The sequence below is a fragment of the Cryomorpha ignava genome, assembly GCF_010686655.1.
GTDB classification, from domain to species: Bacteria; Bacteroidota; Bacteroidia; order Flavobacteriales_D; family Cryomorphaceae; genus Cryomorpha; species Cryomorpha ignava.
The window spans coordinates 15,023-40,321 of record NZ_JAAGVY010000041.1; the positions used below are offsets into that span (position 1 = coordinate 15,023).

9 protein-coding genes are annotated in these 25,299 nt (G+C 42.2%); 4 read left to right on the plus strand and 5 right to left on the minus strand.

The genetic code is table 11. From position 1 onward, the window contains the following. Positions 1-87 precede the first annotated feature (87 nt). Both G3O08_RS16620 and tamL read left to right on the plus strand, forming a co-directional pair. The gene (locus tag G3O08_RS16620; RefSeq protein ID WP_163286584.1) at positions 88-5,052 is read left to right on the plus strand and encodes a translocation/assembly module TamB domain-containing protein; all 4,965 of its coding nucleotides are present in this window, start codon (positions 88-90) and stop codon (positions 5,050-5,052) included. Further along, positions 5,049-7,331, plus strand: coding sequence for a translocation and assembly module lipoprotein TamL (gene tamL, locus G3O08_RS16625; RefSeq protein WP_163286585.1), 2,283 nt, complete (start codon positions 5,049-5,051; stop codon positions 7,329-7,331). The genes G3O08_RS16620 and tamL overlap by 4 nt, the downstream gene beginning before the upstream one ends. Before the next feature lie 146 nt (positions 7,332-7,477). Here the strand turns inward: tamL and G3O08_RS16630 are convergent, their stop codons facing one another. Both G3O08_RS16630 and G3O08_RS16635 read right to left on the minus strand, forming a co-directional pair. Continuing rightward, positions 7,478-9,487, minus strand: coding sequence for a T9SS type A sorting domain-containing protein (locus tag G3O08_RS16630; protein ID WP_163286586.1), 2,010 nt, complete (start codon positions 9,485-9,487; stop codon positions 7,478-7,480). A 198-nt stretch (positions 9,488-9,685) separates the two neighbouring features. Beyond that, on the minus strand, positions 9,686-12,343 hold the full coding sequence (locus G3O08_RS16635; RefSeq protein ID WP_163286587.1) for an autotransporter outer membrane beta-barrel domain-containing protein: 2,658 nt from the start codon (positions 12,341-12,343) through the stop codon (positions 9,686-9,688). 449 nt (positions 12,344-12,792) lie between these two features. Between G3O08_RS16635 and G3O08_RS16640 the strand changes: the two genes are divergently transcribed. Then, positions 12,793-14,808, plus strand: coding sequence for a DUF7619 domain-containing protein (locus G3O08_RS16640; RefSeq protein WP_163286588.1), 2,016 nt, complete (start codon positions 12,793-12,795; stop codon positions 14,806-14,808). Positions 14,809-14,891: 83 nt separating this feature from the next. Beyond that, the gene (locus G3O08_RS16645; RefSeq protein ID WP_163286589.1) at positions 14,892-18,164 is read left to right on the plus strand and encodes a CHAT domain-containing protein; all 3,273 of its coding nucleotides are present in this window, start codon (positions 14,892-14,894) and stop codon (positions 18,162-18,164) included. A gap of 355 nt (positions 18,165-18,519) precedes the next feature. On the opposite strand, the gene G3O08_RS16650 is transcribed toward G3O08_RS16645, so the two are convergent. The 3 genes from G3O08_RS16650 to G3O08_RS16660 form a co-directional block, all read right to left on the minus strand. Further along, positions 18,520-19,950 carry a tetratricopeptide repeat protein gene (locus tag G3O08_RS16650; RefSeq protein WP_163286590.1) on the minus strand — a complete coding sequence of 477 codons (1,431 nt, stop codon included), beginning with the start codon at positions 19,948-19,950 and terminating at the stop codon, positions 18,520-18,522. Between the two features lie 237 nt (positions 19,951-20,187). Beyond that, positions 20,188-22,989: a DUF4331 family protein gene (locus G3O08_RS16655; RefSeq protein WP_163286591.1), complete on the minus strand. Its 2,802-nt coding sequence runs from the start codon at positions 22,987-22,989 to the stop codon at positions 20,188-20,190. A gap of 21 nt (positions 22,990-23,010) precedes the next feature. Further along, on the minus strand, positions 23,011-24,759 hold the full coding sequence (locus G3O08_RS16660; protein WP_204336915.1) for a DUF4331 domain-containing protein: 1,749 nt from the start codon (positions 24,757-24,759) through the stop codon (positions 23,011-23,013). Positions 24,760-25,299: the final 540 nt, after the last annotated feature.

The window sequence follows — 25,299 nt, forward strand, 5'->3', positions numbered from 1 at the left end:
CAATTATTTAAATTAGATTAAGGCATGGTAAATGCTTAATGATCAAAAGCCTATTTTTGACCTTTAAGAGTGAATGCAGCGAATTTTATGAGGAAAGTATTTAGAATATTATGGAAAGTAGTGAAGTGGGTGCTACTTTCTGTCATTTTTCTCTTAATATTGATTGCGATTATTGTAAAAGTGCCTGCTGTGCATGACTTTTTACTCCAAAAGGGCACCACTTATTTTAATGAAAAGACGGGCGGAAATCTATCTATAGCAGAAATTGATTTACGTATTCCAGGCTATGTTCAGCTTAACGGCATTTCTCTGAAAACACCTGACGATGAAAAACTGGCAAGCATTGGAAATATTGAAATAAGTGTTGGCTGGCGCTATCTATTTGATAAAACTATTCGCATTGACAAACTCGTGCTTGAAGATGTGGACGCCCAATTGCTCAATCGCGACGGCAGTGGATGGAACTACGATTTTATAGCAGAAGGATTTAGCGATTCAACCGCAACTCCTCAGCCCGTTGATACAACAGCCAGCGCATGGGATTTTTCTTTGGGCTATGCCCGCTTAAGCGATATTAATTTTACCTATTACGATTTTACCACTCAAGATTCTATAGCAGCCAACCTCAGCGATCTTACCGTGGCGATGAATCGGGTATCGGTAATGAACAGCGCCTATATCGCCGAAAAGATTTCACTTTCTAATAGTGATGCCTTTGTGAGAATAGGTGTGCGCGAAGATACTCCCGAAGAACCAGTAGAATCAAACCAGAGCAGTGACCAAATGGTCTTGGATGTTCACGAAGTTCTGCTTGAAAACAATACCATAAACTTCCAGATGGGTGCTGCGCCTGACAAGTATTTCTTTGATATCGGCCACCTTAATTTGTTGGTTGATAAACTTGATATCAACGACCAGATTTACCGGATTGATAAGCTGGATTTTAATAACTCTAATATTGAAATGGCTTTGGCTCCAAGCCCTCCCGACACGCTTAATAAGCCTATAGACCCCTTTGCTCCCATCGACTTAAAATTGAACGAATTGAATATTGACCAGGTAGGTTTTAAAATGGAGACTTACGGAGAGCCTGAATCGACGCTTGAGCTTGACAAAATTCATATTGAGTTAGTAGATTTATTGGCTGATAGCAGTGAATATTCGGGTGAGTTAAAATCACTTCGTGGAGTTTACAATGCTCTGGACAGATTGCAGGAATTCCAAACCGGATTTCTTTTTACGCGAAAGCGGATTGCTCTCAATTCACTTTTTTTACAATACGGCAGTTCAGAGATAAACGCAGATATAAAAGTGAATTACGAAAATCTCACTGATTTAATAGAATCGGGGAAATTTGAGAATGCCTCTTTAAAAATAGTTGATACCTTTCTAAAACCTTATGATTTAAAACATATCGGCAATGAACTCGGAGTGGCTGACAGCGTTTTAATTTTGCCAGACAACACCATTTTTATTGACGCAATTGCAGACGGTAATCTCAATAAAATAAATCTCGATAAATTCCTCGTTCAAATTGGCAATACAAACCTGTCGCTAAATGCCGAAGCTGACGGTGTAGATTGGGATACAAAAGATTATGTAGTAAACGACTTAAAACTTCATTTGGAACGCAGCGATATAATGAATTATATAACTGCATTTGAAATCGATACAGCTATGATTCCCGAAGTTTCGGATTTGGATTTGGAAGGCACTTTTGAAACCCTTAATACAGAATTAACTGCAGAATTAAGGAGCACATATGGAAATATCAGTATTTCTGGAAACGGTGGCGGCTATAAATCTAAATCGATGCCCATTCACGCAAAGGTAAATTCCCAAAATCTCGATATAGGCGGGTTTCTGGGTCTGAGTGTTCCATTTATAACAGATTTTAAGCTTACCGCCGATGCCGAAAATGCGCTTGACAGCAATATATATGCCCATGCAACTATCCGAATTGACACTTTAATTTACGATGCTTATAATGTCCGAAATATTGACTTGGATGCAACATTAGACAGCAACCTCTACGTGTATCAGCTAGCAGTGCGTGATACATTTTTCGCTCTGGATATGGGTGGCTCCGGCGCGATGTACCCCGGTTTAAGCATAACAACATCTGCCGATTTGCAAGGAATTGATCTCCAGGGATTGGGAATTACAAAAGAAGATATGCGCGGCCAGCTCAAGCTAAAAGGAGAATACAGCCAAACCGAAAAAGTCCAGTCTGGAAATGCAACAATTAGTAATGCCATATTTGTACGCGATGGTGAGCGGTTTGAAATAGAACCTATTGATGCGGAAATTTATTTAAGCGAAGACTCATCTATGACTAAAGTCACAAGTCAGTTTTTTGATCTCTACTCCATAACCAATCGCAGCATTGAAGATTTAACAGCCGCACTGGTGAATTTACTCGGCCGTGGTGAAAAAACGCTAAAAGATACCACGGCGTACTGGCATGCGACCTTCGAATCGAGAGACACCCCGCTTCTGCGCGATCTTTTTATTCCCGATTTAAAATCATTTGAACCAGCCACGGCTACTATCGATTTTGAAGCATCAAGCGCTACAATCAATGCCGACATCAACTTCCCTAAAATAAAATATCGATCTTACTCTGTTGACAGCCTCAGGTTTACGGCAAGTGGAAACAACAAGAATATTTCAACAGATCTTACCATACAGCATGTTGGAATGGACACCCTTTGCCTTGACGAAGTGCACCTTATGACCACTACCACAAAGGAAGGTGCTAAAATAGAATTGCTCCTAAATGAAGATACTTCTAAACCTGATTCTACAAAAGCCGATTACTATATTCGGCTAGATTTAATTGCAGATTCAGTTTCGCTAAGAAAAGGCTTTTCGCTGAGCATCGCCGACTCGCTTATTTTAAACAAAAAAGTATGGGAGGTAGATCCTAACAACGATATTTACAGCAGCAAAGAAGGTACTAAAATCACTAAACTTCGCATTTTCAGAAACGAGAGCGAGCTGGAAATGAATAAAGACGAAGCCGAAAATTCGACGCATTTATCAGCTTCAAACTTTGGTTTGGCCACCCTTTCGGGGATGATTAATACAGAAAACGAAATTCTGACAGGAAGACTATTTGGTGATTTTACCTTAAATAGCAACGGCACCTTTTCCGGAAATGGAAGGATAGAAAAGTTAACAGTGGCACAGGCTGATTTTGGTCTCTTTAAATGGGAAGCCGATAAAGTGGATAAATCTTTTAATATAGACATAAGCAGCAACGGTGAGGCTCTAGAAATGAGTGCGAAAGGCAGCCTTACCCCAGAAAGTGACAATGAATCGGCAGTAGATTTAGTATTCAATCTCGTCAGATTCGATTTGGCGGCTCTGGCTAAACTTGCCCCTTCTTTTGTTTATGCCGGAGGTGGTACCCTTTCGGGAAAAATCGATATAGATGGATCGACCGCAAAGCCCGAACTTCAGGGAAACCTTGAATTTAATAAAGGAAAAATAGGGCTTGTAGCTAATGGATCGACATATTCAATCGACAATCAAAAAATTGATATTAAAACCGATGAGATCGCATTCAATACATTCGCTATTGCCGATTCGGCGGGTCAAAAATTGGTTATTGATGGAAATATCACACATCAAAATTTTAATAATTTGCGGGCCGATTTGAGCATCACTGCCGATCATTTTGAGATTGCCGATTTAAAGGCAGAGGCAAATCAGGGCTACTACGGCAAGCTTCTGGCCGATTTAGACATTGACATTTCAGGTAGGCTAGTCGCACCAAAAATAAAAGCGAATATTGATATTGCCGATGAAACCGCATTGACATACGTTGTGCCAGAAAGTGAATACTCTGACAGCTATGACGAAAATATGATAATCTGGACCGATTTTGACGGCGCTAAAGAGGAAGATATTCTAACCCGAACGAAGAATAAGAAGATTCAAAAACGGGATGTTTATGCCAACACGATAGATCTGAATGGAGAAATTGACATTGATAAAGATGCCATTTTCAGAGTATTGATAGATTCGCTGGCAGGCGATTACTTGCAGATACAAGGCGGAGGAAAACTGGGTGTAACCTACGACCGCACGGGCAATCTAAATCTGAATGGAACTTACAAAGTACAGGATGGTTTTTACCAAATGACTTTTTACAATATCGTAAAGAAGAAGTTTAATTTTCAGGGCGGCAGCCAGCTTACCTGGAATGGTGATCCATTAAATGCCATTCTGGATATTACAGCCCTGTATACGACCAGAGCGAATGTGGCTGCCTTGATGAGCACGCAGCCGGGAGCCAGTAGCAATAGTACTTTTTCGCAAAAGCTGCCTTTTGAAGTTGTAATGAACATTACCGGTGAACTTATGAAACCCGAATTGAAATTTTCTATCAGACTGGCAAAAGAAAGCAAAGGAGCACTAGGCGGTGCCGTAGATGCCAGGCTAAATGAAATAGCGGCAAATGAAAGTGAGTTGAACAAGCAAGTATTTGCTCTGCTTGTTTTGAACACATTTATCAGCACGGGAGGCACAGGTGGCGATCAAAATTTAGTAGAGAACCAGGTAAGAAACAGTGCCAGTCAAATCTTATCTCAACAACTCAATGCGCTAAGTGACAGGCTTATTAATGGTGTGGATTTAAACTTCGACCTCCAGTCTTACGACGGCGGCGGCGGGCAGGCGAGTACTGATTTGAATATTGACCTTGCCAAATCATTTATGAACGACAGGATAATTATTCGCGTTGGTAGCACTATCGCGCTAGAAGACAACAACCAGAATGCCCAAAACTCGCAGGAAATGATGACTAATCTTTCACTCGAATACAAAATTACACCCGAGGGCACATATCGATTAAAGGCTTTTAGAACCACAGATCTGGAAGATATTGTGGTTGGAAAGATTACCCGAACGGGTGTAGGTATTTTGTACCAGAAAGATTTTAATAGGCTACGGAATATCTTTAAAATACAAAGTGATTTAGGAAATGAAGGTAAGTCAGGAGATGATGCCGATGATGATGAACCAAACCCCGAAGATGGTAAATGAGAAATGCGGCAATCTATATCATTTTTGCGATTTTGCTGGCATCTTGCTCTGCGAATAAATATTTGCCGGAAGGCGAAAAATATTTTGAAGGTCATGAAACGGAATACACCGGTAAGACATCATCGCTTCCAAAAGAGTTGAGATACTACCTGCAGGAAGATTTGAAACCTGATGCCACGAGAAGATTTCTCATAAGTCGGCCGGGAACCTGGATTTATCAGGTAATGGGCGAAGTGAAAAAAGAAAAAGGAATTAAGCATTTTATAAAGTTTAAGCTGGGTACCAAACCGGTTTATCTGAGCGAAGTAAATCTGGATAACAACACTTCTATAATCGAATCGAAATTGGAAAACAACGGGTTCTTCAGAGCCGATGTAGAAAATAGAGTTGATTCTACAAAACACAAAGCCACAGCAGTGTATATAATTACACTCGAGGAACCTTACTATTTTGATACTTTAAGAATTTGTACCGATACTACCAATACCTTATGCGCCAAAATGGAGCAGGCTCATCAACTCGATCCAAAAGTAAAACCGGGAAAACTGTTTCAGAAATCAAAACTGCAGGAGGAGCGCGAAAGCATAGCTTCATATTTTAAGAACGACGGATACTTTTATTTTGTACCCGGCCTTACCTATTACGAGGCAGATAGCAGTGATAATAAACAGCGGGTAAAGCTGCATCTAAATATCACTGATTCACTTCCCGAACCTGCAATCTCGCAATACCGGGTAACTTCTGTTACTGTAAATCTGGCTGCGGGATCATCAAATACAGAGATAATTGGCGACAGCCTGAAAGTAATTATTGACCCGAATAAACTATTTTTAAAACCAAAAAAACTCAAACCTTTTTTACGTATTACTCCGGGAGAACTATACAGCCGTAAAGATGAAGAAACAACGCTAAAACAGCTTAACAGGCTGGAGGTATTTGAGTTTGTAAACATTAATTACGAAGTAGATACATCGGGGAGTGAATATACGCTAAGAGCAAAACTTCTTGCCAATCCCCGACCCAAACAATCTGCCAGAGCAGAGATAAACCTATCTACCACTTCTACCAATTACACCGGACCGGGAGTGCAACTTGAGTATTACAACAGAAACATTTTTCGCGGTGCCGAAAAACTGAGAATTACCGGAACAGGCAGGTACGAGGTACAGCTTACCGGCGATCAAAAGGGTCAGGCATCTTATGATGTAGATTTGCTCGCTACCCTACTCTTTCCCAGAGTGGGCATCCCACTTTTTAATGCCGATAATAGTGAAGGAAATGTGCCGAGCACCAAATACAGATTGCAATACCGGTTCTATAGCCAGCCACAATACTACACCCAGAGTAGTTTTGGGGCCAGTTTTGGTTACGAATGGCTTTCGGGAAATGCCACAACGCACAACGATTTGCGGGTAATGGGTGTAGATTATGTAAAACTGCTTAAAACCTCAGACCGACTGGAACAACTTTTTGATGAGGGCATATTATCTCGCGAGAGCTTTAATGATCAGCTTATTGTGGGACCATCATACAGCGTAACTTATGCACCGCCGCCCGAAAAAGGGAAGTTTGTGCGGTTCTACGTGGGTGGATCCATCGAATCTGCAGGAAATATTCTTTACGGAATTTACAATTTGACTAACAGCACTAAGAATGAGTTTGATCAATACACCGTATTGAAAACGCCGTTTGCCCAATATATGCGTATTCAGGCCGACTTTAGAACCTACTACAAACTCAGCAAAAATAATGATTTGGTGCTGCGGCAAAATATAGGTGTAGGCCTACCGTACTGGAACAGTTCGGAATTGCCGTTTTCAAAGCAATTTTTTGTGGGTGGTGCCTCGTCGCTACGCGGTTTTCAACCGCGATCGGTAGGGCCGGGAACGTATTACAATAGTGATCAGAATGGCGATGGCTTTTTTGACCAAACAGGAGATATTTTGCTTGAGCTCAATGCAGAAAATCGCTTTGATATGGGGGGGTTCTTAAAAGGCGCTGTTTTTATTGATGCTGGAAATGTTTGGTTGAAAAATGCATCTGAACCGCGGCCCGGTGGAGAGTTTAAATTTATATCATTTTTCAATCAGCTTGCTGTCTCTGCAGGGTTTGGGCTTCGTATAGATGTTGAGTTTGTATTAATCCGTTTTGATCTAGGTATTCCGCTGCGCAAGCCCTACAAGGTAGATTCGCCCTGGGTAGTAGATCAAATAGACTTTAGCAAAGACTGGCGTAAAGAAAACTTGATTTTGAATATTGCTATTGGGTATCCTTTCTAACCCAGCTTTCAATTAAACAGATATCGATTTATCGAGAATCATAATTTATCGTTTCTGTCAACAATGGTTTCGTACCATTTATCATCAAAAAAAAAAATGCACTCCTCGTGGAGTGCATTTTAAGTCAATTAAATATGCAGTTATAATTAGTCTACCAGAAGTTTCAACACTTTCTGTGTATTACCTACTTTAATTTGCACCATGTAAATTCCGGCGGCATAATTTTCAGTGTTAACCGGTAGCCTGCTTGTAGTAGCAAGCACACCGTAATCTCTGCTGGCAATAAGGCGTCCATCAATTGAACGGATATCTACTGAAACGTTTTCGGCCGTTTCCAAATCAATTTGAACAAAGCTCAAACCTGTAGAAGGATTTGGATACAATTTAATATTTGCTTCAGGTTCAGGCAATTTTGTTAGACCTACAAAATTTCCAGAATCGTACCATTCGTTTGCTATTGCACCATCCAGATCAATACCATATGCATTGTCTATTCGGTTATTCGGCGCATAAAACATTCCCACAAGATTTAGTTCATCTATATCCCAACCTACTGGTAGTGTAATAGAAAAATTAAAACCATACGTTTCGCCGGCAGTATATTCTACCGTGTAAATATCTTGCGCACCGCTAAAATCAGGCAATATTGCACGCGCAACATGATCGTAAACCATCATAGAGGCAGGAACGGGATTTGGTAAATCTTCATATCCACCCATTTCCGTGCTTCCACCGCTGAAAAAATTCACTTGCGCCCATCCTGGACCTACACCTGTTACACCATCTTCGGTAATTGCCAGGCCGAAACGGTAATTGCCAGTAACGGTTTCAACCATTTCTGCATCTACCACAACTTCGAGCAGGCGAGTAACTTCATCGTATTGCGCACCAAGGCTTACATAAGCTTTAGGAGCAACTTGCATTCGCTGTAGCCATCCTTGTTCAAATTGACCATCTCCTACTTGTGGGCCACGATCTACTTTCCCGGCAGGAAATGCATTTAGATTTAATCCTGTATCATAAACAGCCACGGCCATCGGGTCATTGTTGTGGACCGCTATTCCTACATATGAATCTCCATAGAGATTGGACATACGCTCCATTGTTACAGCACCACGCGGACAGTATTGACACCACGTTCCTGTGCCTTCTTCTACCACCGCTCGCTTGCCTACCGCAGCCGGTATTGCGTTGGAAGTTAAAACATAAATGTCATCATCAGAGTAGTCATCGGCTACCATTCCGTTTATATTGCTCACCTCTACAGTAATCGTTTGCAAGCCTCCGTCTAAAATTAGTCCATCTCCCATGGCTACTTCGAAATATTCGCCTGCCGCTAAATTGATATCAGTAATGGTTTGAGAAAATGTACCACCTGCGTACGTAAGATCAATGTCAAATGAAGTAATTTCATCCATTCCATTGTTTCGTACTATCGCAGTAGGGCTGTATTCAGGACCGCCCAGACTTCCGATGCCGCTTAGATCAACGGCACTTAAATTAAAAGCAGGAACAGTTACTTCTTCCCAGTCAAAAGATACGTCATCAACCCAAAAGGTAGCTCCGGCGACAGGAAAAATATCAGCGGAGGCGATTTGATTTACACCGTTAGAAAAGGTGCCTGTTAATTCTCCATCGATATACAGCTTCCAAAGATTCAATGTAAGATTGGCTTCGATTGTAATCTCAAACCATTCTTCGGGCGTATATGCTCCGGCCGCTATCGTAACTGCACTTTCAGAAACTATTACAATTCCATTGCTCGCGGTTACGTCAATTGTCCAAGTAATTCCGGGCGTAGTTTCAGCTTGGAAATTGAAATAACCTTGCTTGTTATTGGCTACACGCATAGAAGTAGTAAATGTGAATAGCCCTTCGGTATATACTTGTCCAAAAGGCAAAATCACATCTTGAGGCCCGCCATTGCCGGTAGCTGGCGAAGAAAAGTAAATAGAGTTCATGCCGCTGTTGGCCTGGTTTGTAACTACCTGTGCATCTTCAGCTCCGCCAACTGCACCAGACCAGGTAGTCCACACATCAGATTGTACACCGATGTAGTCGCCAGCGGCATAGCTTTCAAAATCGTCGTTAAACAACTGCGCATTTGCGCCGGCCACAAAAGCTGTCATGGCCAATAAAGTAAATAATTTCTTCATAAGTTTTAGGTTTAAAAAGTTTCGGTGGAAATGTACATATTTCCACTTCCTAAACCTATTTGATTTTGAACCAATCTTACAATGCTATAAACTTTGAAAACACCATCCAAAATTCGTCCATCTACTATCTGTTGAATGTTGAAATACCAGCCAATCAGTACTGAGAAACTAAATTAGTGATACGGTCGAAAGGTGATTTTACTCAGTATAACTTATTACAATACCATAAACCACCTGCTCTACATCATCCGGATCGTCTTCATCGTCTTCATCGAAGTTTACCGAAAAACTTACAAATACGCGGTAGCTATAAAGTTGATTATTCACCACATTATTTGAGTTTACATTAAATGTTTGTGTAGAATTTCCGCTTACCGCACTACTTAGGCCCGAAGCCAGTATTGTGTTTCCGGTACTGTAATTGGTCAGTTGCTTTCGTTCTATTGAGTACCTCATAATTCCAGGGCCAGAATCTTTTATATAAAACTTGATCTCGGTGATTTCTGCACCATGTGGCAAATGAACGGGGGCACCAATTTTTCTGATAGATTCGTTGCGCAACATGGCGAAAGGAGCGCTTTCATTAAAAAATTTGAGTCCATTGTGTTTATTCAAATTAGCATATCCGTCAGGATCGTTAAGTTCCACAAAATCCATAGGATCAACAGAGTAATATTTTGTTGAAGCCGACACACTCGCATCACTCACAGGCACCCACGTATTGGTACCCGAATCGTAAGCGAGCTTTTGGCCATCTGTAGGTGCGGTTGTTGAGATTGGAATACCTCTTAACCCGGAAACGGTCACAACGCCGGCATCTGAAAGAGATAAATCGCCGGTTACTGACCGAGGTGTAGCCACATTTGACGTGTTACCCACAAATATTTGTCCTTGCGGTAAAGGTTGGTTTTGATATGGACTCAGGTCGATATTCGTTGCCGATAAATTCCCCGTTATCTTAAGTGTATTTCCCGTAAGGTTCAAGTCTTGAATCTCGTTTGCGGGATCATTATCAAGATTGGCCACGTTTTTATAGGTACTCAAATCAATATTTGTGGCAGAAGAGTTTCCGGTTATTTTAAGGGTAGTACCTGTTAGGTTCAAATCCTGAATTTCGTTTGCGGGATCATTGTCAAGATTGGGAACATTTGTAAACCCACTCAAATCGATATTTGTAGCCGATGAATTTCCGGTAATTTTCAATGTTCCTCCTGTAAAGGATAAATCCTGAATTTCGTTTGCAGGATCGTTGTCGAGATTGGGAACATTTTTATAGGTGCTCAAATCAATATTTGTAGCAGAAGAATTGCCCGTTATTTTAAGCGTGGTGCCCGTTAAATTCAAATCCTGAATCTCATTTGTAGGATTGTTATCGAGATTGGGAACATTTTTATAGGTGCTCAAATCGATATTTGTAGCAGAAGAATTTCCTGTGATTTTAAGGGTAGTACCTGTTAGGTTCAAATCCTGAATCTCATTTGTAGGATTGTTATCGAGATTGGGAACATTCGTAAATCCGCTTAAATCGATATTTGTAGCCGATGAATTTCCTGTGATTTTAAGGGTGGTGCCTGTCAGATTCAAATCCTGAATTTCGTTTGCGGGATCATTGTCAAGATTGGGAACATTTACATATGGACTTAAGTTAATATTGGTCGCAGATGGGTTTCCCGTTATTTTCAACGTATTTCCTGTAAGGGATAAATCTTGCCTGTACGCACCAAGATTGATATCCGTGGCAGATGAATTTCCCGATATTTTTAGATTATTTCCAGTAAGTACAAGGTCTTGAATTTCGTTTGCGGGATCATTGTCAAGATTGGGAACATTCGTAAATCCGCTTAAATCGATATTTGTAGCAGAAGAATTGCCGGTTATTTTTAAAGTGCCTCCCGTAAAGGATAAATCCTGAATCTCGTTTGCAGGATCATTGTCAAGATTGGGAACATTTACATATGGACTTAAGTTAATATTCGTAGCTGTGAGATTTCCCGTTATTTTTAAGATATTTCCCGAAAGAGATAAGTCCTGTATTTCGTTTGTAGGATCAGCATCGGCATCGGGACCTCCCCCACCGGCAAGAGTTGATAGATCTTGTGTAAGTGTATCTCCACCTTCAATTATAGAAATAATAGCTGTAACCGGATTGTACTCAAAAGCTGTAATTAACTCATTGGCTGGATCACTGTCAGCATCGGGTACATTAACATAAGGGGAAAGATCAATATCAGTCGCCTGCGTGTTTCCGGTTATGCGCAGTGTATTTCCGGTAAGGCTAATATCCTGAATTTCGTTCGTCGGATCGCTATCATCGTCTGGCGTATTTACATAACCGCTCAAATCGATAGTTGATGCGCTGTTATTATTTGAAATAGTGAGCACATTATCTGAAAAAATCAGATCCTGAATTTCATTTGTTGAGTCTCCATCTCCATCGGGTTCTGCTTGTGGAGCATCTGCCGCGTAGAGTGCATAAGGAACGCTCGAAAACTTTGTGGTTCCGATTGATTGCAATCCCTTACCGGCATCTACCTCCAAGTCGAGCCAGATATCGCCAGATTCCCATGGAATTGCACTGAAATTTCCTTGTACCGGGTTTCCATTTCCAAGCTGAATGTTTATGATACCGTAAAGCGAAGTATTCACATTGTCGTGTTCTTCCTGATAAACGATTTCCCCGCCGGGGCCACCGTCTAAAAACTTAACCACCATAAAAACTTGCTGGTTTGAAAGTTCTACACCGGTTTCGGTATTGCGCAAAGCAGCCTGATAATTAATATGAGCCGGAGCCTGGGCGCTTAGCCTTCCGGCAAATAAAAAAGTTAGAAACGAAAAAATTATAATCGTTTTATTCATGATAAGGGGGTTATCGGTAAACGCTCAAAGTAATATCTACGCCTTTTACGCAGTTCCTAAAAGAAGGTTCATTCTTAAGCATTTAGATCTTTTAGTCCTTTCCAACCTACACCCTTCAATATACTGATTATTAGCTATATATGTAGTAGTCCAATTAATTATCGTACTCTATAAATTTCATTCGGAATCGCATTTTTTCTTAATGGTCGCAATTTTACTCTGATCATTATCCTTGGAATTAAGCAACCTCAAACCAATTTACACCGTCAATCGGTTATAAACCAATCTCCCTAAACTATGAAAGCTTTTCTACTACCCTTTTTGGCCTATTTTCAATTGCAACCACCTATTCTCAATGTGATGCTCCTATTGTTGAAAATTGGTCGGCACCAGCCGTAACTGATGTAACCGTTACCTTCACTCCTCCAGAGGGTGCACAATCTTATACTTTGACCATCTCGGGCGATTATGGACAGCAGGATTTCGGATTTGCTACACCTTTGGTTCTATCAGGAAGTGTCATACCCGGAATAAACGCTGTAAATTTTGATGTTTCGAGTATATTATCAACTTTTAATTCTATAGATACTTACTATTTCACTGCTGAACTTTCGGTTACCTGTTCGAATGGAGATGAATCTGGGATAAACAAATTTTATATAAGCGCTTTTTCCCTTCTGAATGATCCCGGTATTGACTTTGGAGATTTATTCTTTAAGCCGTTCACCTATCTCGCTGATGGCACAGGTTTTATTCAAGACAGCTATATAGCAGTTCCCGCAGCAGAATTTCCTGAAGAAATTGAAGACATTTCTGTATTTATCGACTTGGGTCATACTTTCAACGGCGATTTATCTGTTGAGTTGATAAGTCCGCAAGGAGCATCTGTAACGCTACTTACCTGGCCGAATGGTTTAGGAGGAAACATGGGGTTTAGTGTTATTTTTGAGGATGGTCAACCTAATATAGGGAGCACCGGCACGGTACTCCAAGGATTCTTTAGCCCTTCTGAATCCCTTTCGGTACTCGAAGGCCTTAATCCCGAAGGAGTTTGGGTAGTTAGAGTCACAGATAACTTGGGAATGGACGACGGAATGCTATTTGCCGTATCATTAATAATCAATTCCTCTCCTTGCGAATCAAGCATTCAGGGAACTGCTTACTATGATTTAAATTCCAATTCTACCCAAGATGAAAGCGAATCTGGATATGGCAATGCTTTGATAAACAACTCTCTCGACGCACAAAACATATTCGCATCTACCACCGGACATTTTTCTGATTGTTCACAAAGTGGAAGTGGTATATTGTCAATATTAAACCCACCGCTCTACTATTCGGCCCCCGATGTTTCATTTACAGTTAATACAGGCGATATTTTAGACAATCTCGACTTTGCATTGGCTCCTACACCCGGGATAGAAGATTTGCAGATAGACCTTTTTGCTTCTACTGCAGACAGACCCGGTTTTAGTTCAGAATACATGGTTTACTATGAAAACATAGGTACAGAGTGCATTGATAATGTGAGTATAAACCTCGATTTAGATAACCTTTTGCTAATTACAGCCGCTTCAAACGGTGATGTTTCCTTTTCAGAAAATACTGCTGTTTTAAGTATTCCTCAAATCTGCCCGTTTGAAGGTGGAATGTTTTCGGTTACGGCCTATTTAAATGATACAGTGAGCATTGGTACAGAGCTTGAATCAACCGCTCAAATATTGCCCGTGGCAGACGATGAAAACAGCAGCGACAATGTTTCCACATACCCAAGTACAGTAGTTGGCTCATACGATCCGAACGATAAAGCGGTAAGTCACTCAACTATCCACCCCGATTTTAACTCGGGCGATGAGCCATTGAAATACATGGTACGGTTTCAAAACACTGGTACCTATTATGCCGAGCGCGTGCTGATTGTAGATACCCTCGATTCAAATCTCGATCTGAATTCTTTTATGGTTGTCTCGGCCTCTCACGATGTAAACGTAACCCGAAACGGAAATGTCTATTATTTCGAATTCGATCAAATTTTCCTTCCCGATAGCACTGCCAACGAGCCGGAAAGCCATGGTTTTATTAGATACGAAGTAAACCCTTTGCCAGGAATGGCCGATGGAGAATCTATTGAAAACACGGCTTATATCTTTTTCGATTTTAATGCACCTATTGTTACCAATACTGTTTCTACCGTAATGGATTTCGCTTCAGCAATAGCTGAAATCACCTACGAAGCAAAGGTATATCCAAATCCGGCTACGAGCGAAATAAATTTGGAGTGGGCTTCTGGTATTCAAATCAATACGGTAAAACTATTTGATGTTGCAGGTAGAGAAATTGCCACTTATAGTGTAAATGGTAGTGAGCGATTGAGCATTCCTGTTGATAAACTTGGTGCCGGACTTTACACCTTTCAGTTTATGAGCGACGTATTGGTGAAACCTGTGGTGTGGATGAAAAACTAGTAGGGGCGCCTTGCGATTAGGTAAAACGAAACGTTCTGTAAATTCTACTGGATTTTCAATAAAATATTCACCATCTTTATCGAATGTATAGATTCCTGGCTGTCATTCTTTTGGTGATGATCCCTTTTATATCCTCGGGCCAAAATACCGGCGATAAATTGCGGACTGAATTTAATCAACAATACGATAGCGGTCGCTATGAAGAAGCTCTGCAAAAAGCAAATGCGCTAATAGCCTATTGGAAAGCACAAAACCAAATAGACAGTACTGCTTTTTATCAATACAGACACGCCCATACGCTGGGTGTAATGGGAATGCCGACTGAATCTGTAGAAGAATCGGGAAAGCTCATAGCAAAGCTTGAAGGAAATCAAGCTCTACCTTCATTTACTGGTGGACTATATTTTACTTACGGAAGCAATCTGCTTTACCTTTCTGAATTTTCGAAAGCCAAAGAAATGCTCAATAAGAGTATAGCTTTTGAAGGTGCACGGCTTACCCCCGATACGCTCATTTTGGCGAAAGCCACCGAATGGAAAGGGTTGGTATGCATCTATACCGATGAGTTAGATCAATCCAGAAGGCTGGTGGAAGAGGCGTTGCAACTACGGTACGCCATTTTTGACTCTACGGCTAAAGAGATTGCCTACAACCTCAATTCACTTGCCTCTGTGTACGATGAGATGGGTCTCAAAGCCGAAGCTGGCAAGGCATACGAGGAAGCATACCGCATTTTACAAATGCACCTTCCGGCAGATCATCCGCAGCTATTAAGCGTAGCGTCAAACCTCAGCATTATTAAATCTGATATGGGGCAAATTTCTGAAGCTTTAGCCCTGCTTGAAAATGCCATAGCCATTCACGAAAAGCAACATGCGGCGTACTCGCTCATGAATGAATACCACAATATGGGTTCCATTTACTCCATGCTTGAAGATTATGACCGGGCGCGTATTTATTTATCCAAAGGCCTAAACCTCGCAGACAGTCTTTTGCCCAATCCGCATTTTTACCGCGCCAATATGTACGATGGTTTAGGAGGTTGCTGGTACGCCCAAGGCAATTACATGAAAGCCGATTCGCTTTTTTACCTTTCGTTGCAACAACGAGAAGCGATGGAAGAAAAATCGGAAGTTGATTTGGCACAGAGCACCTTTAATCTCGCTATGACTGCGCAGGACAGGAAAGACACAGCACGAGCCAGGAACTACTATCAGGAGTCGTATGAAAAAAGACATGCGGTTCTAGGCATAAATCATCCAAAAACCGCAAACTCACTTTATGGTCTCGCAGATATAGAATGGGCCTTGGGAAACCACGCCGATGCACTTGACAAATACAGAACTTGCCTTAATATCTATTCGGCAACCGTTACAGATCAACATCAGTGGACGCTAGAAAACAATCTGCACTTAGCTGAACGCTTTTATGAAATAAATGAGCCTGACAGCACCTCCCGTTATATTCAAAAAAGCTGGGAGGCAATATGCAATCCAAAAACAAAACCGCTCAACATTCAGAAGCTCTCGCAATATCCGGTGGCTTATGTAGATCCTTTCGTACTAAAACTCATTGACTTTCATCTCAGTACATTACTTAGTAAAAAGCATTTAATAACAGAAAACAGTTTTGAAGAAGGTGTAGAAGTTATGAAAACGATGGATGGGCTCATGGAGCAGCTCTGGCCATTGCTAAATTTCGAAAATGAAAACAATTCTCTTCTCCCACTTATAAAAGACATTTATCGCGAAGGAGTTTTGCTGGCTGGTTTAAAGCCCAATGCTGCTGAAAACACTGGTCTTTATCTCAATAGTTTGGAGCAAAGCCGGTCTGCGTCTATTCGCTCGGCACTGCAAAACCGACATGCCATGCGGTATGCCAATGTACCAGATTCGGTGGTAGAACAGGATAGGCAGCTACGCGAAGAATTGCGTTTTGCACAGGCTAAAGCCAGAGACCAGCAGGATGAATACTGGAATAAGCTTCGCTTTGAAACCGTAAACCGCTGGCGCAGTTATCAAAAAATGCTTCACGAAACCTACCCCGAGTGGTACGAGGTACGGTATGCTCCCACCATTCCATCGATAGAGGAAGTGCAAAAAAACCTGACTAAATCAAAATCTAGTCTTGTAGCTTATTTTGATGCCGACACTGCGCTAGTGGTAATGATTGCCGATAGCAGAAATTTCAAGTCCACTTTGCTGCATTTGCCCGCAAGCTGGCAAGACTCTGTGCGCACTTACCGCACGTTGATAGAAGAGAGAGCCGACGCGATGCGAATAGCATCGCTTAGCTACTATCTCTATTCTCTTTTATGGCAACCTATAGAAGAAAATCTTAAAAGCCGGGTAGAGATCATTCCAGACGGAATACTGAACTATCTTAATTTCGAAACACTCATTTCAAGTCTTCCAACCGGTGTTGATTTTGAAAACTGGGAATGGCTGCTCAAAAAGCATACGTTTATTTTGCGCAATTCCCTTCCGGGAAAAATTCAAGAGGATAGGAAAGATAAAAATAACCAATTAATCAAAGGCCTTCAATACGAAGATGATAAAACAACGGGAACCGGAATTTTAGCCATCGCTCCCGGATTCTCGGATGAGCTTAAAACCTCATACCGCGATGCCCTTCCAGAAAATACTGCTGCCGACACTATTTTTACCAATTGGGTGCAAACCCCTTGGTCGGTAGAATTTGCCGAAGAGCTAAAAACCAGGGGGAAAGTTCTGACGGGCAGCGATGCTACCGAAAAATCTTTTCGAGAAAACGCTGCCACCGCCGGCATTCTTCACTTTGGCACCCATGCCCGCCTGCAAGATGCTAACCCCTTGATGAGCTATCTCGCTCTCACTCCCACTGCCGGCAGCGACGATGATGGATATCTCTACGCCTACGAACTTTACAACCAGCCGCTCCACGCCAATTTATCTGTTCTTACGGCCTGCGAAACCGGTCTGGGCGCTTACCGCGAGGGCGATGGTGTTATGTCGCTTGCGCACGCATTTCAATACGCCGGCTGCCCAAATGTGGTGTATAGCCTCTGGCAAATAGACGATAAACAATCAACCTGGATTATAAAAAGCTTTTACGAATACATAGAAGATGATATGGCTTACGCCGATGCATTGCGCCAAGCCAAGCTCGACTATCTGGAAAATCATGGCGGCGAGCTCTCTGCGCCGTATTATTGGGGTGGCGTGGTAATAACGGGCGAGGACGGAAAAATTCAAAAAAGCCCTTCACTGATTGCAAGTTACGCCTGGCCGGTGGGTCTTGCAATGGGTGCAATGGGGCTTCTTGTTTTCTATTCTATGGCGCGGAAGAGGAACAACACGATCAAAAATGCAGTTTAGTAATTAATTACAGGATCTTTTATCATACCATTCTTATTAAATCAATTTCAATGTAAGGCTTCAGACTTTGATTAACTGATTTGATGGTTATTAAATCTACTTTAATTCCCAATAGCTCTGAAAGCTCTTGCTCCACCCCCAATTAACTCTAAAAGATCAACCTTTAGTTCAAAATCAATAAGAATGTGGAGATTGCTATTCTTGTTTGCTTTGCCTCGGGCATACTAGCCAAAACCACTTACTAATCACTACAATCACAAAACGGGCAAAACTTAATCTCATCACAAAAAAACCCACAACATTACTGCTGCAGGTTTTATCACGAAAGTTTCGTAAAATAGGAATAATCTAAAGTTTAAGAAACAGCTTCCTTAGCTTCATCGGTAGTAATGGCTTCTTGCCACGGGTTTGTTTTAAACGATTCACGAATAATGCGCTTTCCAGCTGTGGCATCGCCGCGTTTTATGGCAATAAGACCTTTCAGGCTGTAAAGCTCCGGGTCTTTTGAATTGGTGGCCATGGCCTTGCTTAGGTATTTTGCTGCCTCATCAATATTTCCTTCTTCATAATAAATGAGCGCAAGCTCTTTGTTAACGTCAATATTGTCAGGTCGCATATCGTAATCAAGCATAATGTTTTCCATCGCTTTATCAGTGTCTTTGCCAAGCTTCATATAGAGTTTTGCAATTTCTAACCCGTGTTGGTGGCCGTGGCTTCCGTTTAAATTGGCGTAAGCTTTGGCGTTTCCATCCATAGGCGTTGCTCCATCGGTTTTATTTGTGCCGAATTCCATAATGCGCAGGGCGAGATTATAGGTAGAATCTGCCTTTTGGGTCATGCCCTGATCGCGGTAAGCATCCCCAAGTAGGGTATAAAATCCGGCATCGTTGATATACTGCATCGATCGGGTAAGGTAGTCTTCGGCTTCGGTGTAATTTTCTTTTTTGCGCTCCAGGTTCCCCATAGCGGCAAGGGCGTAGGGATAGTTTGGTCTTTCGCGTAAAGCGATGGTATAATGCATTTCGGCTGTGCGCAAATCACCGTATTGCTCATAGAGTTTTCCGAGATTTACACGAGACCATTCTGTTTGCTCCATTCCGGGATAACCGGCTTTTACGGCCATATCCATAGCTTCTTTGGCTCCATCTATATCGCCGTGAATTTGGCGAAGGTATGATATGCGCGAATACGAACGCAGATCGGGTCTGATGCCCACCATTTTGTCGCTCATCTCTACCGCGGCTTTATAGTTTCCAAGCTCTACATTGGCATCGACTAAAACGCCATAAATTCCGGCATTTCTATTGTTTAGCGCGAGCGCCTCCTTGCCGGTGGCGAGGGCCTCGTCAAATTTGTGAAGGCTCAGCTTTACTGTCGCCTTGTTCATAAGGGCGCGAAACCGCTGGTCTTTATTCGTTTTGGTGGAAGCCAGAACATCATCAAGCACTTGCAAGGCAGCATCGTAATTGTAGGCATGATTTCCGGTAAGGCGTGCCTCGGTTATAAAGACCTCACTCAGTGTAAGGCGGGCTTCCATATCGTTGGGATTCTTTTCGAGCGCTTTTACGTTTTTGTCGTAGGTGCTAAAAATCTTATCCATTTCTTCATTGCTTCCTAAGGCAACGCGTCGCTCTATGAGCTCCGGAACTTTTTTAAAGGTCTCTTCTTTAGCATCTGCCTTTTCTACTGTATTTTCGCCCTTTGCATCTTGATTGCAAGAGTTTAGAGAAAGGGATAAGATTAGGCAGGTTATGAAAAGAAGAGAAAATGTTTTTAGATATTTCATTGGTTTGTTGTTTTTTGGTGGTAAGGGTTAAAGTATTGTTTGAGCTATTGAGTTTGAGTGTGTGTGCAGTGTATTTGTGTGGTGCTATTTAACCGCTAAGGCGCAAATCTCGGAGCAAGCCGAAGGCATGAGGTTTTACGAAAAGTGCGCAGAGGTTAAGGTTTTGTTGAATATTAAAAGGGGGATGGGATTTCCCATCCCCCCTTTTTGGTTTTTGTAAGAGTCAATAAACTTGACTTATTTAGCAATCATAAACTTCTCTATAATCGTTTCACTACCTGTTCTTAATCGGTAGACGTAAACGCCATTTGGAAGTTGTGCTCCATTAAAATCAACACGGTATGGCTGATCTTTTTGAGCCACGGCATCAAAAATTGTTGCCACTTTTCGTCCACTTAAGTCAAATACTTCTACTACTGCACGATCTGTTTGTACGGTTGTAAATTCAACCTGCGATGTGCCTGATGTAGGATTTGGGAAAGCAGAAAGCTGAGATTGAACTTCAGCCGGAGCTGCCGGTGGAGTTGTATCATCATCTTCGGTAAATGCACCGCATCCTGAAGCAAGGTCACCATCACGTAAAGTGTACGGCTCACCATCAAGCATCAAGTTGAAATCCATTTCGCCGGCAGAGCCATCTCCATTAAGCAATTGAAGAACAGTTCTACCCTGTGTAGATACCAATAGCTGGTCATTGTCGGTGATGGCAAGTCCGGTAACCGGATTTGGCACACTGGCAAGAAGCACATCTGGCATTACATCTGCAGGATACACTTCGTAAAGTCCGCCCATACCGCTACGAGTAGTGAGGAAAAGCATACCGCTTGAGTTAAACGCAAGGTCACCACCTGTTACGGGAGCATAGCTATCGTAATTGGTAACCATACCTGAAGTAACATTCACACAGAAAATCTGATTTAGATTCTGACTACCAATAAGAAGTTTTCCATCGGCATTAAATACTGCCGCTGTAATTTCTCCATATTGACCACCGAGAGAAACAGGAGCGCTAAACACAGGTGTAGCCGCAGCGGGATCAATCGTTCTGTACGAGTTTTCAAATTTGCTTATAGCGTAAATCAGGTTATCCATTGCATTGTATGCAATATGCACCTCTATCTGGCTGGTAATCAAATAACTCATCGTAGCAGTACTGTCGTCGTCGAGGGTTACTGCGTAGATATCAGAGATTCCATCCGCGGCAGCGTGGTCTGAAATATAGTATACGAACTCGTCGCAACCATTATCAAACTCGGTAGGCGGAAGTACATCTGGCTGCACATATTCAATTGCCAATCCGCTACACTCTGAAGTTCCTGAAAAAGGAAGTTGAACGTAAGGGAATGTGACTCTGAAAGGTACGTCATTTTCTTCTACACCTGTGGTGTAACCAAGCTCGGCAAGAAGCTGATCAGTAACCGGACTGTCGTCTTCATCGGCATTGTAATCATCTTCCCAAAGGCCGATAGCTGAAAGAACGATACCTGCTACTGCTTGTAGCTCAATACGCGTTACATCATCTTCAAGTCGGCGTCCATTAGGGAAACCATCCATATTTGGAATAAACTCAAGGTCGGTATTGGCGTAAGCCGGATCTGTAAGACCCGCAACTGCCGCCGCAATTAACCCTAATGAGCTGAAGTTTTCGTCATCACGCTGTGTTATCGGCGTAGCCATATTCAGTCTCAACATGTCTCCACCATTTGGCAGGAAATTGTTGATGAATGGTTTACCCGCAGCGAGTGGATCGCCCATTTTTCCGGTAGCCAATTGGTACGGACGTGCATTTGGCACACCTGTATTAAATATTGGCCAAAGGTCAACAGATCTTGGAGAACCGGCAGCTGGAAGAAGTAAATCTTCAAAAGCGGTACCTGCCTCAAACACGGTACCATCAAGCGCTGGTGATCCTTTTAACGGGAACAAACCATCTTGTGTATTTCCAAAATCGAAACCTTGGAGTGAGTTACGCTGAATGCGCAAAGGCATAAAAGCGGGAACTGCAGCTGCAAAGAAGGCAGTGTCCATGTAAAGCGCAAGCTCAGGATTGTAGAAATAGTTTCCAAACTGGTCTAAATTGGCCAAATCCTGGTAAGGAGTTAACGAATTCCAGAAGTCTTTATCGCCAATAGGCACAACTACTTCATTGGTAAGCGGCATTCCCAAACGAGATACCTGAATCCAGTCGCCTTCATAAGCTTCTGTACCATCGGTACTAAGCGTTCTGATTTGCTGACGACTTGCAGATGCCCATACACCTATTACATAATCTCCATCAAGGATATTAGCAGCCATGTCAACACCCATTCCGTCTTTTTGAAGGTCAGAGATATTCACTTTAATGGCAATTGTGCTAACGTTGTAACAAGCTAAACCATCTCTTGGAGTACCCATTTGACGTGGAGCATCTCCGAGGTCAAAAATACCTCCAAGATCTACGAAGAAAGGATCTTCGATATGTCCACAAAAAACAGACTCGCCCGAAGTGGTAGTTGTAATAGCGCTGTTAAACAGCGTTTCGTAGGTAGTATTAAGTCCGGCTGCGCCTTCTATACTTCTATCGCCTACATTGTAAGGCGGTACTACTCCATTTTCTATTACAGTAGTCCATTGCTGGCCACCATCTGTACTCTTCTCCATCGTATAGGTGTTCTTTTGATTTTGAGCACCCAGACGGATATTGAAAAATGTAGATGGATCTTCATTCACTTTCGTGAAAGTAAATCGGTAGGTTACGTCATCGCCCGGAGTTGTAGCATCGTTGTCGATGTGTATTTCGTAGCGAACGTTTTCACCAAAAGAGTAGTAATTAGGTCCACCATGCGGCAATTGCATAGGGATATAATTGGCTATAATGGTGATTGTATTTGGATCATCGGGGCTACGAAACGCGTAAACGTCTGTATTATCCGCCAAAGGATCGTTAGAAATTAAAGGTGCCTCGCGGTGGCTTGAAGCCACTACCAGCGATATCGAGAAGATCGTAAATAAGACCCCCAGCGATAACCTTTTGGTTATTGTATTTATTATTGATTTCATATTATCTTTTTTTCTGGGTTCTTAGACTTCAGTTCCTCTCCAGGGTGTCTGCACATATGGAAACGCACTTTTGAAAGTGGTGTCGTTTTGCTCAACTCCTGTAGAATATTGAAGTACATTTAACAATTGGTTTGTAACCGGCGATGCATTTGGATCGGCAGCATTGTAATCGTCATACCATAATCCTATGGCAGCGAGTACTACTCCACCTACGGCCTGCAATTCAATTCGTGTTACATCATCTTCAAGTCTTCTTCCATTTGGAAATCCATCCATATTGGGAATAAACTGTATGTCGGTATTGGCGTAAGTCGGATCTGTAAGACCAAGTACGGCAGCCTGTATAAGACCAAGTGAACTGAATGCTTCAGAGTCACGATCGGTAGGAGGCACAGCCATATTTAAACGCAACATATCGCCTCCATTTGGAAGGAAGTTGTTTATAAATGGTTTACCTGCAGCTAATGGATCGCCCATTTTTCCGGTAGCCAATTGGTACGGACGTGCATTTGGCACACCTGTATGAAAAATTGGCCAAAGGTCAACAGATCGTGGAGAACCGGCGGCCGGAAGAAGCAAATCTTCGAAGGGGCTGTCAGCACCTAAAGCTGTACCGTCAAGAGCCGGCATACCTTTTAATCCAAAAAGACCATCGGCACCATTTGTAAAGTCAAATGCACCGAGCGAGTTTTCCTGAATGCGCAATGCGGCAAAAGCCGGAACTGCACCACCAAAATTATCGTCGTCCATGTAAAGAGCAAGTTCAGGATTGTAAAAATAATTCCCGAACTGATCGATATTGGCTAAATCCTGGTGAGGCGTAAGTGCATTCCAGTAATCTTTATCGCCAATAGGAACCAAAACCTCATTGGTAAGTGGCATACCCAGGCGCGACACCTGAATCCAATCGCCGGATTCTACTGCACCGGCACCATCAGCATTAAGCGTTTTGGTTTGCTGGCGACTTGCAGAAGCCCATACACCAATTACGTAATTGCCATCGAGGATATTCTCGGCCATATCAACACCCATACCATCTTTTTGAAGGTCGGCAATATCGATTTTTAAAACAATAGCATGTGTATTGTAACGGGCTAAACCGTCGCGCACAATGTTTCCATTGTTTTGGCGCGGCGAATCGCCAAGGTCAAAAATACCACCAAGATCTACAAAGAATGGATCGTCGGTAGGTCCACAAAACACTGTTTCGCCAGTGGTTGCAGTTGTAATAGCAGAGGTTATAAGAGCCTCGTAACTGGCTGCACCTAAACCTACTGTAGATTCGATAGAGCGCGAACCGATATTTGGCGGCGGCACAATACCGTTTTCTTTTACCACTACAAACGTCTCGCCACCATCTGTACTTTTAGACATGGTGTAAGTCGTTTTCAGATTTTCTGCACCCAAGCGGATGTTAAAAAACGTAGTGGGATCTTCATTTACTTTTGAAAACTCAAAGCGGTAGATGATTTCATCGCCTGGCACAGTTGCATCGTTATCGATATGGATTTCGTAACGTACATTCTCGCCAAACGAGTAGTAATTAGGTCCACCAAAAGGCAATTCTGCCGGAATGTAATTGGCAATAATTGTAATGGTGTTCGGATCATCGGGGCTTCGAAAAGCATAAAGGTCCGTATTGTCTGCCAATGGATCATTGGAGATTAACGGAGCTTCCCTATGACTGGAGGCAAAACTTTTGGAACTCAGCGTGAAACACGCTAGAGCACTGAAAAGCATCACCTTCGCAAAAAGATTAACTTTTTTCATAAGAATTTGATTATAAGGTTTATAATTGGACGTTCCAATATGAAACGCAGTATAGCTACGCATGGGAATGGTGTTTAGATTTTTAGATCGCTAAATAAAATCAATTTAGCTGGGGGAATGGGGTGTTTGTCGAATTTTGGGGTGGTTTTGGATTAATGCATTATTGGCACGTGGTAGAGACAAGGCATGCCTTGTCTCTACATTGTAACGGCCATACCACCACGGATACCCACAATTTTACCACCGGCGTAATACCCGTTGCGGCCTATTTATTAAAACAATCCTCATCCCAATTGGCAGGATTGTTAACAATATAATCTGAAATGGTTTGAAATGATCTTTCATCGCGGATGATGTGATCGTAATTGAGACAAGGCATGCCTTGTCTCTACATTGTGACGGCCATACCACCACGGGTACCCACAATTTTACCACCGGCGTAATACCCGTTGCGGCCTATTTATTAAAACAATCCTCATCCCAATTGGCAGGATTGTTAACAATATAATCTGAAATGGTTTGAAATGATCTTTCATCGCG